Below are 17,054 nucleotides of genomic sequence, written 5' to 3'. Positions count from 1 at the left end.
ATATAGAGTAAAGATAAGCATTTTTTCAAATTTTACCTAAAATCTTCGGATCCTGCCATTTCCTTCCTCTCGCTACTTGGTTGTATTTTCAGTTGTCTCCCGCTCAGCGATACTCTCCTTAAGGTGTTCTGACTCCCGCATCATCATAGTAAAGATAATAAATTCCTGCTGAATAAAGATCAATTATTACATGGGACACTGAACAATGTGGGTTAGTTTTTATCCATTCTGAAGATTATGGACATAGCTTTAAAATACTTTTACCAGAATACAGTATTGAATTGTCAATTTCCGGAAAAGGAATCCACAGAATGTAGAAAAGTTCAAGGCTTCACCAGAAAAAAACTGGCTGAGAAGATAGGAACTTCTGGACCTATTGTAGGACGTTATGAAAGAGGTGATATGATGCCCTCTATTGAGATCGCAAGCAAAATTGCTGAGGCTCTTGAAGTAAGTCTAGATTTCTTAGTCGGTAATTCTTCTATCCTTGTTAAGGATAAAAACATCCTCAACCGCATTGAAGATATCGCAAAGCTCCCTTCTCAAAAACAAGGTGAACTCTTTAATGTCCTTGATGCTTATCTGCGAGATTACAAGAATAGTACGGCGTATAGTAAGTAAGGTTTAGTAAGTTCTTGCTAACACAAGTCTAAGACTTGCGCTAGCAAAGGGTAATATTTATCTGTGCGTAAAGAGACCTATATTTTTTTCTATGTAACTTCTGATTTTATCTTTATCAGGGTCAAGGCAATTGAAATACATATAATAATCATATCCGAATCGCAGGAAAATATCTTTATTTTTCTTTGAATAAAATCTTCCTTGGATAGCACCTCTCAAAATTAATCTTGAAGCTTTTTCTACTTCTTCAATATTTAAAATTCGCCTCTTTTTTAACAATTGATAAAATAATTCTAACTTATCGTCCCGAATAATTGCTGAATTCAACATTTAAGTGCGACAAGGTTCAAAAATACTTCATTTGGTGTTTTGTAGCCTAATTTTTTTCTTGGTCGATTATTTATTTGGGATTCAATTCGATCCAAGTCAGTTTGCTTGAGCATGGAAAAGTCTGATTTTTTTGGCAAGTATTGTCGTATTAAACCATTGATATTTTCATTGCAACCTCTTTCATAAGCGGAATATGGATGAGCAAAGTATATCTTAGTATTCAATGCTTTTGCCAATGTTTGATGATCTGCATTTTCTTTTCCATTGTCTAATGTAATTGTATGGCATAAGTTTTTATATTTTTCAATTTGCAACTGATTGTTTTGGCTGTGAATTTAGCTTCTTTGGACTCCAGCTTAATGATCTTGACAAACAAGGATTTTCTTTCCACCATACTGGCAATTTGGGACTTATGATTCTTTCCTACTATAGTATCTCCTTCCCAATCTCCATACCTTTTTGCGATTCAACAATCTTTGGTCTATCTTCAATACATACTCTGTTTTTGATAATTCCCCTTTGTTTATAGGTATTTTTGCGTCTTCGCCTACTTCTGTGGGAATGTCTTAAATTACTCCATAGATCACCTCCTTTCCTTTTATCTTCATATACATATTGATATATGCACTCTTTACTAACCCTTTCATACTTATCAATATTCGCTCGACCTTCGATTTGCTCTGGGCTCCACTTGATTTTAAGTAATTGATCCACTTTGCTTTTAAGATCGCTTGTAATTTTATTCTTCCTTCCCTTTCCTTGTGCTCTCTGTTCACTCCGATCCTGAGCTCTTGCGCTTCCATATAACTTGTATGAACCAGGTGAAGAGTTTCTATCGAGTTCCCGATATATAGTGCTTCTATGATATCCTAATTCCACAGCAATCTGAATAATGCTCATTCCTTGCCTTTTAAATTGTTCAATTAATACCCTTTGAGGGTAGGTGATTTGTTTATACATTTGTGTACAGTTAAAAATCTTGAGGGGAAAGTACCTATTTTTATAATAGGTCTTTCTCCAAAAGAATGTTTTATTAACTGTCGCACTTATTTATGGAATCTAGTATTTTTATTTCTTCATCATCTAAAAAAAATCTTTCTGAGATAAATTGGATTTTATCGCACTTGTAATATCCAAAAAGGTACGCAATTGCTTCTATATATTTATCTTCTGTCTGCTTATATTCACTATAAGTCAATACCTTACCATCAAATTTATCACCAATATAATATCCAGTCCATTCATCTTTTAAATATTCCCCTTTTACATTTCGAAATATAGGATTATACTTCATGACTTCAAATGAAGTCAAAATCCATCTATCACTTTTTATAACATCTTTTAATTCCAACATAATTAGTCGGCGATTTTATTTAAGTTAGCATCAAACGTTCCCAATCTGTCTTGTTTAAGAGTGGAACCTACCTTTGACTCTTTATCAAACATTTTCCAAATACCTCATTTATGAGATGTAATATCTGGGGTAATCCAATTCTTCCCATTTGAGTATACTTTTTGTCCTGATGATTTGAGTTTTGTTAATTGATATCCTTCAGGTAAGTGCGTGGTAATTTTTTCACCTGTGTCACCTATTTTTTTAATAAACGATACCATAGTTGTTTTAACAGGAACTTTTGCAGCCAAGACTGAACCTGTAATTGCTTTACCACCTGGAGTTATTGCCGAAATAGACAAAGCATCTAATGCTGTTTCTTTAATTGCATCACCCCATGTGCCTTCAGGCTTGTTTACTATTTCATTTCCTAAAATGTTTCCATTATCATCATATTGAATTTCTTTTCTAGAATTGATTCCAGGCTCACCATAACCTAATGCTTCAGCAACTTTAGCCATAGTGTTATAAATTGCATTGCTTGCTCCTACAACTTCTTCATAAAGCATAACTGCAACTGTAGGGTAGGGACCGTTTGGATCGCCAAGCCCTCTTCCATCAAGATCTATTAATTTGATTGGGTTATTAAGAGTATAATTAAATGGATTCCACGCTGGATATTTATCTGCACGCGAATCTACACCAAACCACACACTCAACCTCGGATAGTAGTAGCGCGTTCCAAAGTCATACAAGCCACTCAATGGGTCAAGCTCCTTGCTCGTGAAGCGAACCAGGTAGACTGCCGTTCCTTTTTCTGAGAATAATGTGTTCATTGATTTAGCATAAAGTTATGCATTTATTAATTTGAGGATTAAGGAGCGCCGGCAGCTTATTCTTTTAACCCCAGAAAAACAGCTCTGTAGTGAAATACCCAACTTTGAACCCCATCCTATAAACTCCAACCTACCGTATCTGTCTTCAGCTTTTGGGCAAGCTTTCTTGTTTCTTAACAATCTACGATCATATCTTTGTTTATACCTTCGGCCCACTCCCTCATTCTGTCTCTTTCTCATTACTTTTGATCTCAAATAGAAATCATGGACTCACTGGCATATTCCGTTTTCCAAAAAATGTACTCCAAAGATGGATTTAGTGAGTGGCTGGGTATATCCTGTGTGCTGGCTGAAGAGTCTCATTGCATTCTTAAAATGAGCATCCGTCCTGAAATGCTCAATGGCTTTGGAATCGCTCATGGGGGCATCGTCTATTCATTGTGTGACAGCGCTTTTGCATTCTGCTGCAACAGCCACAACCGTATAAGCGTCTCCATAGAAACAAACATCAGCCATACCAAACCTATTCATCAGGGAGATAAAATCACCGCTGAAGCAAAAATGGTCTCCCAATCCAATAAAATTGGAAATTATGAAGTCATTGCCAGAAACCAATCTGATGAAATTGTTGCCATATTCAAAGGAGTGTGCTATCGGACTTCACAGACCCATTTCGATTTCGGCTCGCCTCACTCCCCCAAATAGATGAACCTTGAGCCTATTTTCGCATTTTATTCTATCATCATAATTTCAAAACCATGGCTGCTGACAAAGCTTTTGTAATCGATGGTGCCAGAACCCCAATTGGCGCCATAGGAGGAGTTCTTGCCTCCGTAAGACCAGATGATTTACTCGCAGAAAGCTTCAGGAAACTGCTCCTACGCCAGCCAGCAATCTCACCCGCCAATCTGGATGATATCATCATCGGATGCGCCAATCAAGCTGGAGAAGACAATAGGAATGTAGCCCGAATGGCTGCCCTTATTGCCGGAATCCCTGTCAATGTTCCCGCAGAGACTGTCAATAGGCTCTGTGCTTCAGGAATGTCCGCTGTCGTACAGGCAAGACGAGCTATCTGTGCAGATGAAGGTCACCTTTTTATTGCCGGAGGAGTAGAAAGCATGACCAGAGGACCATGGGTGATTTCCAAGACCTCCAGCCCATATGGCCGCGACGCCAAAATGTATGACAGCTCTTTTGGATGGAGATTTATAAACCCAAAACTAGAAGCCGTCTACGGATGTGAAAGTATGGGCCAGACAGCAGAAAATCTCGCCAGGGATTTCAAAATTAGCAGAGAAGATCAGGACCAATTCGCACTGTGGTCTCAGGAAAAGTATGCCACTGCTTTAGCCAAATCGGTGTTTGATGATGAAATCATCCCTGTCGAAATTTCATTGGGAAAACATGGAAAACAAATGGTCACATCGGACGAATTTCCTAAACCGGAGACGAGTATGGATGTACTTTCGAAACTGAGACCTGCTTTCGATCCTCAAGGTAGTGTCACGGCAGGCAACTCATCAGGTCTCAACGATGGTGCAGCAGCGTTGCTGATAGCTTCTTCATCAGCAGTGGAAAATCTTTCGCTTCAGCCATTGGCAGAGATAATTTCTTCCGGGGTGTCAGGTGTTGAACCTCGCATCATGGGGATCGGACCTGTCACTGCTTCACTGTTGGCTCTGTCAAGAGCTGGCTTGAACCTCGATGATATGAATCTGATAGAGATCAATGAAGCTTTTGCCTCACAGGTCTTGGCTTGCCTCAGAAGTCTTCACATCGATGACCGTGATTCCAGAGTAAATGTCAACGGTGGTGCTATAGCCATAGGTCACCCCTTGGGAATGACCGGCAGTCGCATCATCTATACCGCAGCATTGGAACTCAGACGCAGAAACGCAAAATACGCTCTTGTCACGATGTGTATAGGCGTGGGACAAGGATACGCTGTGGTCCTAAAAAATGCTAATTTTTCTTAGAGTATCAGGCTCTCGCAATAAATTTACACAACCCGGTTTCGCTCATTCTTTCTATGGGCAAATTAAAGCTCTACAACCAAGAATTATTTGCTCTCAAAGTCCTTACAACATTCCAGCCAATGACGGGATTCTCTTGGGCCAAAATCATGTATCTGATGTCTGCACGAAAAACCCGTAGCGACAAAAATTTCATCTTTCCCTGCGTTTTCCAATGCAGGTAATAAAGCTGTTTCGGCAATTCTCCGGGAAAGTTCATAATGCTCTTTTTCATATCCGAACGAACCAGCCATTCCACAACAACCGCTTTCTATTTCGCGCAGTACTACTCCTTCGGATGCCCCAAAAATCTTGTGGATTGCCTTGCTCGTAAACATCGACTTTTGATGACAATGTGCATGCAATAAATATTCTCCCTTAGTTATCAAACTGTTCAAAGCAATTTTTCCCTCAGCTGCCTCCTTCACCAGAAAATCTTCGAGAAGAAACACATGATTTTGCACCATTTGTCCCCATTTTTCATCATCAATTAAATCCGGTAAATCATCTCTGAATGCACTGGCACATGAAGGCTCACAGATAAGAACGGGTATATCTTTATTGAAATATTTTTCGAAAATTTCGAAAGTAGCTTCCCCCTTTTGCTTTGCTACATCAAGCAATCCCTTGGATATTGCAGGTCTCTGGCAACAACCTTTATCCACTACAAAAACCTGATACCCCAAATGCTCCAATACTTTCTTCGCTTTATAACCAATATTGGGTTCATGTAGTCTCATATAGGTATCTGCGTAAAGAACTACCGCCTTTGGACCTGGTTCTCTTGGATTAGTGAATGTAAAACGATCAGTCCTGTACAATGGCAAAACACGTCTTCGATCCAAACCACTAATCTTCTCCAACAAGTATCTGAACAGTCTTGTCCTCATCACTGTGTTGACCATTGGAGCCAATGCCCCTGTAAACATTGATCCAATTTGGTTTTGGTTCCGAATCAATTTTGACTTAAAATTCAAACCATTTTGTCGGTTTCGGTGATGAAGAACTTCCGATTTCAACTTCGACATATCAACGTTACTGGGACATTCTGATTTGCAAGCTTTGCAAGACAGGCAGAGGTCCAAAGCATCTGCCAGTGCCGGGCTGTTTAATCCTTCGCGATCGAGTTGGCCGCTCAAAGCCATGCGCAGAGCATTGGCACGACCTCGGGTACTGTCTTTTTCTTCCTTTGTCGCTCGAAAACTGGGACACATACTTCCACCATTCTGCTTGCGACATTCTCCGACTCCGTTACAAAGATGAACGCTATCTGCAAATCCCCCTTCGTCCCTGAAGTGGAACATACTCTTGTAGGCAGCATCTTGATACTGAGTGCCATACCTCAAATTCTGATCTACGGGTGGACTATCTACGATTTTACCCGGATTCAAGAGGTGCAGTGGATCAAAAAGACGCTTCACTTTATCGAATGCCTCCATGAGATCATCACCAAAAAAAGTCCTGTTATACGGGCTTCTGGCCAACCCGTCTCCATGTTCGCCACTCCAGGATCCCTTGTACTTGATCACCAGTTGGAGCACATCTTCAGATATCCTTTTCATCCTCTCGATATCTCCCTTGTCCCTGAGATCGAGCAGCGGTTTGACGTGCAAGAGTCCAACACTAGCATGGGCATAAGCTACCACCTCCGTCCCATGTTTGTGACATACTTCATACACTTCACGGATATAATCTGCGAGATGCTCTACAGGCACTGCCGCATCCTCAATAAATGCAATAGGTTTCCGATTTCCTTTCACACCCATCAATAGACCCAATCCTTTTTTCCTAATTGTAAAAACTGCTTCTATTTGAGATTTTTCAGTAAGGACAGGCCAGGCATAAGCGATCCTATCCGTTCTCAGGGAATCGGCAAGAAAATGAGCTTTCGATTGAGCTTCAGCGAGATTCGCGCCATAGAACTCCACCACGAGCACACCACCCGGATTTCCTTCTACAAAATCACAGTACCTTCTCGTTTCGATATTTTCCCTGCTTCGTTGCACAAGCAATTTGTCGAGCAACTCAACAGATGCTGGACCAAATCGATTGATATACGCAATGTGGGAGATGGAATCAAAGAAATCTTCAAAATGCACCACACACAATGCCTGGGCAATAGGATTTTCTACTAATCTGATCTTTGCTGACAGGATTATCCCCAGAGTACCTTCACTGCCTAGCAGGATCTGGCTCATATTCCAGTGCTGCTCAGGTCCAAAATTGTCCAATGCATATGCTCCTACCCTACGCATGATTTTTGGAAATCTTTCTTTGATTTGAGCTTCGTATTGCCGGGTAAGTTGAAGTATACCTCTATATATGCTTCCTTCTCTATCCTTTTGTTCACATTTAGACTCCATTTCTTCGCTGCTCAAGTCCTTGAAATGACAAATGGTGCCATCAGACAGTAGTACCCTCAACTCCAGGACATGATCTGAAGTTTTTCCATACATTATACTCCTGGTTCCGCTTGAATTATTGGCGATCATCCCACCTACGGTAGCCCTGCTACTGGTAGCCGGATCAGGCGCAAAGTGCAGTCCATCAGGCTTGAGACTGTCGTTGAGCACATCTCTGACGACCCCGGCTTGTACCCACGCCCAAGACTCTTCAGCATTGACTTCTACCACATTATTCATATACTTGGTAAAATCCAATACGACAGCCTCGGCTACAGTCTGACCCACCAGACTGGTACCTCCACCTCTGCCCAATAAAGGAACTCCGTATTCCCGGCAAAATTGCAAGCATCTGATGACGTCATTTTCATCTTTTGGCATCACAACAGCCACAGGCATTATCTGATAATTACTGGCATCCGTAGCATAGATGGAACGATGCAAATCGTCATGATAAAGCTCGCCTTTTAAAGCTTGTTGGAGTTTGTCAAAAAAAGATTGCTGGGTCAATGATCTACTTATTTGCACGCTAAAATGAGGATTCTTTGCAAAGTTAATTCCGTCTGATGAATTAAATTCATTACTTCATAGGATTCAGGCACGCATTTTGTCTTGCAAACTAGTGTGTGAGTTTCAATTGGTTCAGTCCGGGGAGTTGGTTCACTTCGCAATTTTGGTATGCGCCCTGTGAGTGAACATCAGAAGGACTACTTTCAAGGATCAGCCAAAAACAATTCACCGGAATTATCCAGAAATGGTCTCAAATTGAGCTTAGAAACTCAGAATTTAGATAAAAATTCCTACCATAAGTCTATTACCAATCTCAATTTTCAAATCTCAGTACCAAAACTCTAAAATGAGAATCAATATTATTAATTCTTCACAATGAAGAAAATCAACATGTGAAAAAACTGTATATTTCGCCTTTAAAAGTCAAATATCGATGATGACCATAAACAAATTTTTATTTGCATTAGCAGGATTCTTGCTGATTGGATTTGCCGGAGCTCAAGACATACACTTTACACAGTATGACTTTTCTCCGATTCATGTAAATCCAGCGCAAACAGGTGCATTTAACGGTTCCTATCGTATAGGCGGGATCTACCGCGACCAGGGCAGGACTGCCATCAAAGGTGCAGCATACAGGACTCCAATGTTGTACACAGATGTCACTTTCCCATTCGCGCTGAGAAAGCAAGACTGGACTTCTCTTGGTCTCAACATCATTGACGATCGATCCGGAGAGATTGGTTTAGGCTCAACGAAGACAGCAGCCTCAGCCGCTTATCACTTCGCTCTGGACAAAATGCGCAGAACGGTCATCTCCTTAGGAGCTCAATATGCACGCGCGACACACAATATAAAAGACGCTCAAGACGCTGTATTCCCTGGAAATTTGCTCCCAACCCCAAATTCAGGAGACAATAGCAAATTACAGCAAAAAACGAGTTATAGTGACATCTCTGCCGGACTGAGCCTCAGCACAAAACTTGGTGCAAAAAAACTCCCGTTAAGTCTGGGTGTTTCTGTTGGACATCTGAACCAGCCAAGAGTCAGCCTGTTTTCAGGAGCCGGTGGGTCAGATTCAAAAATAAAACCTCTCATCACAGCCAATGCAGGATTGGAATATCCATTGAACGAAAAAATCAATCTCAAACCGATGCTTTGGTTTAGAAACATAGCAAAGCCAAGTGAAGTGATTACCCAGTGTATGGGTTCTTATTTGCTCAATGCTGAAAAAGCCATTCGGCTCAATGCCGGACTAGGTTACAGATTTGGAGATGCTCTGCAACTGATGGTTGGAATGGATTATGGTAAAGTAAGGGCTCAACTTGGATATGACCATACCATCAGCTCATTGGCTCAAGGCCAGTCACCTTCAGGAGTAGGAGCTGTGGAATTGGGAATCATGTACACTGGCATCGTGGTCAAAAAACCGAATCCAAAACCTAAAGTTTTCTGCCCAAGATTCTAATTTTCTTTCTTTCTCAAATTCAACGCAAGACATGAAAAAAATATATCATCTGCTCGCCTTCTCCCTTTTTATTCAGATTTCCGCTTTCGCCCAACCTGCTGACGGCAATACTCCGGCAGCACTATTGAAGTCAGGGGACGAACAAATTGAAAAAGGTCAGTATTACAATGCTTTGGACCAATATGAAAAAGCATATAAAGCACTGAAAGAAAAAGATATTGCCATCAAAATAGCGCGGACTCACTTTTTGTTGAGAGATTATGCCCGTGCCTCCAATTTTTACAATCGCGTTCTGGCCAGAGATAAGAACAACACCTATTTTGAAGAGCGTTTCAATTTTGCTAAAGCCCTGAAGATGAACGGCAATACGACAGAAGCAGCCGCTGAATTCAACAAATATATCGAAAGTGGAGCCGACCCAAATTTGAAAGAAATGGCTAAAAAAGAGCTTGCAGGGATCGAGCTGATGGGCAGTATGAAAGAAAATCTGGTGCTAAAAATTAAAAATGCAGGTAAGCAAATCAATACACCTGAGTCCCAGGCGAGTCCGGCGTTGAACACAGAAGGAGCATTATATTACGGTACTATAGACTACAAAACGGCCGAAGGAAAAGAAGAAAAAGCAGATCGCATTTTTAGCAAACTAGTCACATCAAATTTCACTGAAGGCAAAGGATGGTCCAAGCCAACCGAGTTACCGGAAACGATAAATCGACCTGGATACCACACTTCAAATGTCTCCTTTTCAAAGGATGGCAATACAATGTATTACACACGTACTGTTTCTGATGGAGGCATGGCAGAAGAAAGCAAAATTTATGCTTCTACTCAAACGGGTAGTGGTTGGAGTCCCGCTTTGGAAGTGACTGGAGTCAATGGAAACTATCTAGCAAAGCACCCTGTTGAAGGAGAGCTTTTTGGAAATAAAGTACTCTTTTTCTCAGCAAATATCGAAGGTGGAAAAGGTGGATTTGACATTTATTATGCCAACAAAACAGGTGAAGGCGAATTCGCTACGCCCCTTCCTCTGTCCGACATCAATTCTGCGGGCAATGAAGAGACCCCTTATTATGTAGACGGGAAGTTATATTTCAGCTCTGACGGATGGCCGGGCTTTGGTGGTTATGACGTATTTTCAAGCAAATGGAACGGCTCAAGCTGGGAATTGCCGATGAATCTGGGAGCACCTGTAAATACGACTGCCGACGATCTTTATTTTAAAATTGATGAATTCGGTAATAAAGGATTTTTGGTTTCCAATCGCCCTGATCCTGAATCAAAATCTCTCAAATCGAAAACATGCTGTGACGATATATACACGATCGAAAAGCGAAAACTAATCATTGAATTGCTCTCGACGATCAAAGACGAGGCAGGCAAGCCGATCAAAGGTGCTACAGTGCAACTGATAGAAATGGCTTCCGGAAAGGACGGCCAGATTGAATCAAAAACCAACCTTGACGTGAAGCCACTGAGCTTCCTGCTGGACAAAGACAAGGCATACAAAGCTATTGCCACAAAAGATGGTTACTTCCCTCAAGAAATATCTCTTAATACTGTCGGTGTCGTAGAAGATCAAACCATCAACAGAGATTTTGTATTGAAATCAATGCCACCTGAATCCGACGTTGACATTATATCCATCAATGAGGCTATCCGTCTCAACAACATCTACTATAATTTTGACGATGACAAGATTCTGCCGGATGCCATCAAGGACTTATCTGCATTGAGAGATATTATGAAGCAATATCCTGACATGGTCATCGAGTTGGGATCGCACACGGACTCAAGAGGTGACGATAACTACAATCAAAAATTATCTTTGCGCAGAGCAAATTCTGCAAAAAGATGGTTGGTAAATACCGGAGGAATCGCTTCAGATCGCATCGTGACCAAAGGTTATGGAGAATCGGAAATCCTCAATGACTGTGCAAATGGTGTTGATTGCAACGACGATGAACACAGATTGAATCGACGTACTGAATTTAAAATCATCGCAGGACCTACAACCATTGAAGTTAAAAAACAGGTCATCGACAAAAAAGCAAAACCTTCCAAAAAAGGTTAAGCATTCCTTTTTATTGTACAGTTTCCACCAGGATCATAGTATCCTGGATTTTTCATTGTTTTAAGCCAGATTTTGCATTGGGAATCGTTCTTAAGATCAACTTGGTATTCAATGAAGGGCTTGAAATAACACCTTTCTTCGATGCAACAACTTATTATACAATACGGAATGGGGCCTGACGAAGAAAGTTATACAGAGTTATGACTGACCGAGCTCCTGATCACAGTTTGTGCATACAGAATTTTGATTAGCCAAAAAAATTAATTAGCTTTGTAAACTTACTTGGGTTTTCACTCAATTTATAAAGATATTGAATTATCAAGACTGATATCAATATCTATAATATCATTACACTCACATTATTACTGCTGTAATATTTCATAGATTACAGTTGGAGGTTATGATTTAAAATGACAAGTCTCTTGAATACCATTGGGACTACAATATTTTTTTCAACATTAAATTCATATTTATGATCACAGTTATTATCCCTACCCTCAATGAAGAAGAAAACATTGGAAGCGTTGTAAGCTTTGCAAAAAGTTTTAAAAACGTTTCGGAAGTTTTAGTAGTAGATGACAAATCTATCGACAACACAGTACCAATTGCTCTCAACGGTGGAGCAAAAGTGATTACCAGCACCAAACTCGGAAAAGGAGCTTCTATGAAAGATGGAATCCTGTATGCCTCCAACGAGATTCTTGTTTTCTTAGATGGTGATATTGATCCATATCCGGAAGACACAATCAATTTACTCACTGAGCCCATTCTCACTAAACGAGCGGATTTTGTAAAATCAAAATTTAACAGAAATGCAGGAAGAGTGACCGAACTCACTGCCAAGCCTCTGTTGAGTATTTTTTTTCCTGAACTCCACAGATTTGCCCAACCTCTCAGTGGCATGATAGCAGGCAAAAAATCATTGCTCAGTCAATTGGATTTCAGGGAAGATTACGGCGTAGATATAGGAATTTTGATAGACATGCACATATTAAACGTTCCTATTGAGGAAGTCGAAATCGGATATATTGAAAACAAAAGTAAACCACTGCATGCCCTTGGAAAAATGGGTAGAGAAGTGGCACAAACCATTATCATTAAAGCATCTTCCCTCAAAAAGCCCAACCTCAATTTCGAAGAGCTTGGTATTTTACACGAGATCCGATCACAGATGGACTTTGCATTGAACCATCATTACAGCCATTTGAACAAACTGATCGCTTATGACATGGACAATACTTTACTCACTAAAAGATTTATAGATACTTGTGCAGAAAAATTCAACTTTAAAGAAAAACTGATGAATATACGGCTGTCAGAAAACGAGGAAATCCTGAGAACGAAACAAATTGCTACCTTACTGAAAGGGATCCAGATCAACACATTGTTGGAAATTGCTGATTCGATAGAAATCGCTCCCGGAGCAAAAAAAACGATTGAGCAACAAAAGAAAAAGGGATATATTGTGGGAATCATTTCCGACAGTTACGACTGCATATCCAACCACATTAAAAACAAATTATCTATGGACTTTGCATTGTCCAACGAACTGGAATTTTCAAAAAGCGTTTGTACAGGGGAAGTCAAAATTCCATCCTTTTTTTTTAACAATTCTTCCAGTCTATGTAAGCACACAGTTTGCAAAACCAATGCATTGCAAAATATCATTTCCAAATACAATATCCAGATCGAAAACTGTATCGCGATAGGTGACAGTTGGAATGATCTCTGTATGATAAAAAATTCTGGATTGGGTATTGCTTACTGCACAAAAGAAGAAATTCTTAAGCACCATGCTGACATCGAATATAATACTATTGATTTTACGGGATTACTAAAATTTACTCTTTAATTGAATGGCAAGTTTCTCTATCATTACAATTTGTATCTTGTTTTTGATGGCATACGTTTTTGACATATCGTCATCAAGAACAAGAATTCCATCAGTGATCCTATTGCTGGCTTTGGGAGTGGCCGTCCAATACTTGAGTAGCTTGACGAATATTATACCACCAAATCTAAATCCCTTGCTCCCTGTAATAGGTACTGTTGGTTTAATACTCATCGTTCTTGAAGGGGCGCTGGAACTCGAAATCAGTCCAGGAAAACTGCATTTTGTTATGAAGGCATTTGCGGTCGCTTTGATACCGCTGTTTGCCATGAGTTTTGGTATTGCTTATTTCCTCCATTACATCCACGGCATCCCTTTTCGCATAGCTCTTTCCAATGCGATTCCACTATCCATTGTCAGCAGCGCCATAGCTATACCCAGTGCAAAAAATTTGTTGGCTCAGGATCGTGAATTTGTTACGTATGAAAGTAGTTTATCAGATATTATTGGTGTGATATTATTTAATTTTATCAGTTTAAATGATAGCTACAATACAGACGTTTTCCTCAATTTTACATTCGAATTTTTGGTGATGTTGTTTGTATCTTTCATTGCTACTCTCTTGCTCATTGTATTTTTAAATAAAATCAATCACCATATAAAATTCATACCCATTATCATCATGGTGATTCTCATTTATGCTATCGCCAAAGTGTATCATTTACCTGCTCTACTGTTTATTATGCTTTTTGGTCTTTTATTGGGCAACATGGATGAATTTAATTTTATCCGTTTTATCAAAAGTTTGAATACTAAGGACTTTACTCAGGATGTACATAAGTTTAAAGAACTTACTACTGAAATTGCTTTTTTGATACGTGCTTTGTTTTTTATACTTTTTGGTTTCTTACTAGATCCTGGTGAGATCATGAATATTGAAACTATAGCAATGGCGATTCTCATTACTGCAGCAATTTTCATATTGAGGTACTTTATTTTGAAAGTATTCAATATATCCACAAAGGCCTTGGTTTATATTGCTCCAAGGGGATTGATCACGATTCTACTTTTTCTTTCCTTACCTGAAAACACTCGGTTACCCTTCATCAACAAATCACTGATCATACAAGTCATAGTACTCACTGCGTCAATCATGATGATCGGATTGATGTTTTATAATAAACCAAAAATTCAAGAAGATGCGGACAACAAAATTATTCAATGAGTTTTTCCAAAGCGAAAGGGCCGGAGGATTGATTTTGATTTTTTGCACTATCCTATCCATCATTTTGGCGAATTCTATTTTGCAGGAATCATACCAAAGTTTTTTTACGACTAAATTGGGAAATCATGACATCAGGCATTGGATCAATGATGGATTGATGACTATATTTTTTCTTCTCATCGGGCTCGAGTTGGAACGCGAAATTTATATTGGTGAATTGTCCAACATTAAAGACGCTTTGCTTCCATTGTTTGCAGCAATCGGTGGTATGCTGGCTCCGGCTTTGGTGTATCTAAGCATGAATTTTGGCAGCGAAAGTCAGTCAGGTGCAGGTATTCCTATGGCGACAGACATCGCTTTTGCATTGGGTATTTTATCTTTACTTGGCAACAAAGTACCGACCTCGCTCAAGGTTTTTCTCACTGCCTTGGCTGTCATGGATGATCTTGGTGCTATACTCATCATCGCTTTTTTTTACTCAAAAGAAATTGATTCCGCCGGGCTGATTATTTCTTTGGGCATTTTTGGGCTACTCTTGATTCTCAACCGACTCAAAGTTGTAAATCTCATACCGTATTTGATTGGTGGAGTTGTCATGTGGTACTATATGCTTCATTCAGGAATTCATGCAACAATCACAGGCATACTATTGGCTTTTGCCATACCCTTTGGATCAGGTGATGAAAAATCTCCATCATACATTTTACAACATCAGTTGCATGTACCGGTAGCATTTTTCATTTTACCTATTTTTGCTTTGGCGAATACGGCAATCCCTCTGAGTGGGAATATTCATGATGCCTTAGCTCAAAACTATAGTCTTGGAATCATCCTTGGTTTGATCGTTGGCAAACCCTTGGGGATCTTTCTGTTTAGCTTTGCCGCAATCTCACTTGGAATCTGTAAGATGCCGTATGACATGAGGTACAAATCCATTTTAGGGGCAGGGATGCTGGGAGGCATAGGTTTCACCATGTCTATTTTTATCGCTCTCCTAGCATTTGATCAGGAATCGATGATCAATCATAGCAAATTGGCTATCCTCATCGGATCTGCTATATCAGGTACTCTAGCTTATATCACTATCCAATACGATTTGGTTCACAAAAGATAGAATGCTTGATGTTTCATAGATGGGGTTTTTGAGATGAGGTCCCATCATCTTCCGTTTGAATCAAGCGAAGACACCAATTATCCCTCCACTGACCACGGATATGACGACAATATAGCCAGCATCAATCATCCAAATTTTATTGCTCTTTCCACCAAAAGTATAATGGATTCCCAGCGCCATAGCTACTATCCCAGCTCCCAACATCAAACCACTTTTCACACCATCCGCCAAGCAAGAACTGTATTCCATTTTTGTCGTAATAATCGCCAGAAAAAAAACATAGATCAAAGTCATCACGAAGGCCTTTACCTTATCCTGAACACTATGACCATCCTTCTTTTTTAGTCCCTGTATAAGCATTTCGTCTTTCCAGCTTTTTCCAAATACTTTATCATGATACCAAATTGCGCCAATGCCATAAGAAACCACGGCTGAAATAATCACTGCAATCCAATTGATATAAAACATAGCTTCGCTTTTTCTAAATTAAAATTTCATTCCTGAAGTTTTTGACCATAGGCCAAATCTCCTGCATCACCCAAACCGGGAACGATATAGGATTTGGCAGTCAATTCTTCGTCAATTGCCGCAGCAAAAATATGAACTAATGGAAATTTCTGCTCAAGAGTTTGAATTCCCAGCTGACTTGCTATGGCACAGACAACATACCAAGATTTCGGAATACCAAATTGTTCCAACGCTTCAATGGATTGGCAAATCGACATCCCTGTAGCTAGCATGGGATCAATTAGAATCACAGTCTTATCGGTGAGATCAGGACAGGTCACATAATTCATTTGAATATCAAAACTACCATCCGGTTTATGCTTGCGGTAAGCAGATACAAATGCAGTTTCTGCTCCGGAAAAAACCGCATGCATCCCCTCATACATTGCAAGACCCGCGCGCAGTACAGGGCAAAGTACCAGCTCATCATTTATTATAAATGATTGCGCCTCTCCCAGGCCTGTGTCTGCAGTACAGGATTTGTATTCTAAATTTTGGCTGATTTCATAAGCCATAATCCAACCCAATTTTTTCATCCGATCGCGAAATAATTGGCGATTGCGATTGTGGCTGCGGTCCCTCAATTCATATAACAACTCGTCTGCTACTGATCTTTTTGAGGTGAGTAAATGAACCATATAGTTTTTTGCTGAACAAAAATACTAACAATTTCATCTTGTTTGTAGTTGCAGGATCAGCATGGCCGCTGATACTAACTAAAGAGCTTGATTCTCTTGTGCTATTTGTATTGATACAAAAAAAAGAAGCTGCCCGATAGTCAATACATCGTA

The 17,054-nt window shown here is 39.9% G+C and carries 15 protein-coding genes; 8 read left to right on the top strand and 7 right to left on the bottom strand.

Annotated elements, in window-relative coordinates; genetic code table 11:
* The first annotated feature begins 237 nt into the window (after positions 1-237).
* A complete protein-coding gene (locus IPI99_07415; protein ID MBK7340338.1) occupies positions 238-621 on the top strand; it encodes a helix-turn-helix transcriptional regulator in 384 nt (127 codons plus the stop codon).
* Positions 622-944: 323 nt separating this feature from the next.
* On the opposite strand, the gene IPI99_07410 is transcribed toward IPI99_07415, so the two are convergent.
* From IPI99_07410 to IPI99_07395, 4 genes are all read right to left on the bottom strand, one after another.
* Complete coding sequence (locus tag IPI99_07410; GenBank protein MBK7340337.1) at positions 945-1,265, bottom strand: IS30 family transposase; 321 nt, start codon at positions 1,263-1,265, stop codon at positions 945-947.
* 112 nt (positions 1,266-1,377) lie between these two features.
* On the bottom strand, positions 1,378-1,911 hold the full coding sequence (locus tag IPI99_07405; protein MBK7340336.1) for an IS30 family transposase: 534 nt from the start codon (positions 1,909-1,911) through the stop codon (positions 1,378-1,380).
* 73 nt (positions 1,912-1,984) lie between these two features.
* Complete coding sequence (locus tag IPI99_07400; GenBank protein ID MBK7340335.1) at positions 1,985-2,305, bottom strand: hypothetical protein; 321 nt, start codon at positions 2,303-2,305, stop codon at positions 1,985-1,987.
* Between the two features lie 104 nt (positions 2,306-2,409).
* Entirely contained in the window at positions 2,410-3,120 is a 711-nt protein-coding gene (locus IPI99_07395) for a hypothetical protein (protein MBK7340334.1), read from the bottom strand.
* Positions 3,121-3,384: 264 nt separating this feature from the next.
* Here IPI99_07395 and IPI99_07390 point away from each other — a divergent pair, with 264 nt between their 5' ends.
* Positions 3,385-3,825: a hotdog fold thioesterase gene (locus IPI99_07390; protein ID MBK7340333.1), complete on the top strand. Its 441-nt coding sequence runs from the start codon at positions 3,385-3,387 to the stop codon at positions 3,823-3,825.
* A gap of 53 nt (positions 3,826-3,878) precedes the next feature.
* The gene (locus IPI99_07385) at positions 3,879-5,099 is read left to right on the top strand and encodes an acetyl-CoA C-acyltransferase (GenBank protein ID MBK7340332.1); all 1,221 of its coding nucleotides are present in this window, start codon (positions 3,879-3,881) and stop codon (positions 5,097-5,099) included.
* A gap of 83 nt (positions 5,100-5,182) precedes the next feature.
* On the opposite strand, the gene IPI99_07380 is transcribed toward IPI99_07385, so the two are convergent.
* Positions 5,183-8,047, bottom strand: a complete 2,865-nt coding sequence (locus IPI99_07380; protein ID MBK7340331.1) for an FAD-binding oxidoreductase — start codon at positions 8,045-8,047, stop codon at positions 5,183-5,185.
* Between the two features lie 433 nt (positions 8,048-8,480).
* Between IPI99_07380 and IPI99_07375 the strand changes: the two genes are divergently transcribed.
* From IPI99_07375 to nhaA, 5 genes are all read left to right on the top strand, one after another.
* Entirely contained in the window at positions 8,481-9,515 is a 1,035-nt protein-coding gene (locus tag IPI99_07375; protein ID MBK7340330.1) for a PorP/SprF family type IX secretion system membrane protein, read from the top strand.
* Between the two features lie 31 nt (positions 9,516-9,546).
* Positions 9,547-11,586, top strand: a complete 2,040-nt coding sequence (locus IPI99_07370) for an OmpA family protein (protein ID MBK7340329.1) — start codon at positions 9,547-9,549, stop codon at positions 11,584-11,586.
* A gap of 466 nt (positions 11,587-12,052) precedes the next feature.
* Positions 12,053-13,438, top strand: a complete 1,386-nt coding sequence (locus IPI99_07365) for an HAD-IB family phosphatase (GenBank protein ID MBK7340328.1) — start codon at positions 12,053-12,055, stop codon at positions 13,436-13,438.
* A 4-nt stretch (positions 13,439-13,442) separates the two neighbouring features.
* The gene (locus tag IPI99_07360; GenBank protein MBK7340327.1) at positions 13,443-14,642 is read left to right on the top strand and encodes a cation:proton antiporter; all 1,200 of its coding nucleotides are present in this window, start codon (positions 13,443-13,445) and stop codon (positions 14,640-14,642) included.
* A complete protein-coding gene (gene nhaA / locus IPI99_07355; protein MBK7340326.1) occupies positions 14,617-15,756 on the top strand; it encodes a Na+/H+ antiporter NhaA in 1,140 nt (379 codons plus the stop codon). Before IPI99_07360 ends, nhaA begins: the two co-directional genes overlap by 26 nt.
* Before the next feature lie 60 nt (positions 15,757-15,816).
* Here nhaA and IPI99_07350 read toward each other — a convergent pair whose 3' ends face one another.
* Positions 15,817-16,224 (bottom strand): DUF1761 domain-containing protein, encoded by a 408-nt coding sequence (locus IPI99_07350; GenBank protein MBK7340325.1) that lies wholly within the window; start codon positions 16,222-16,224, stop codon positions 15,817-15,819.
* A 26-nt stretch (positions 16,225-16,250) separates the two neighbouring features.
* Positions 16,251-16,901, bottom strand: coding sequence for a uracil phosphoribosyltransferase (gene upp, locus IPI99_07345; protein MBK7340324.1), 651 nt, complete (start codon positions 16,899-16,901; stop codon positions 16,251-16,253).
* Positions 16,902-17,054: the final 153 nt, after the last annotated feature.

The sequence above is a fragment of the Saprospiraceae bacterium genome (assembly GCA_016710235.1).
GTDB lineage: Bacteria > Bacteroidota > Bacteroidia > Chitinophagales > Saprospiraceae > Vicinibacter.
This window is presented reverse-complemented; position numbering and strand designations above follow the sequence as displayed.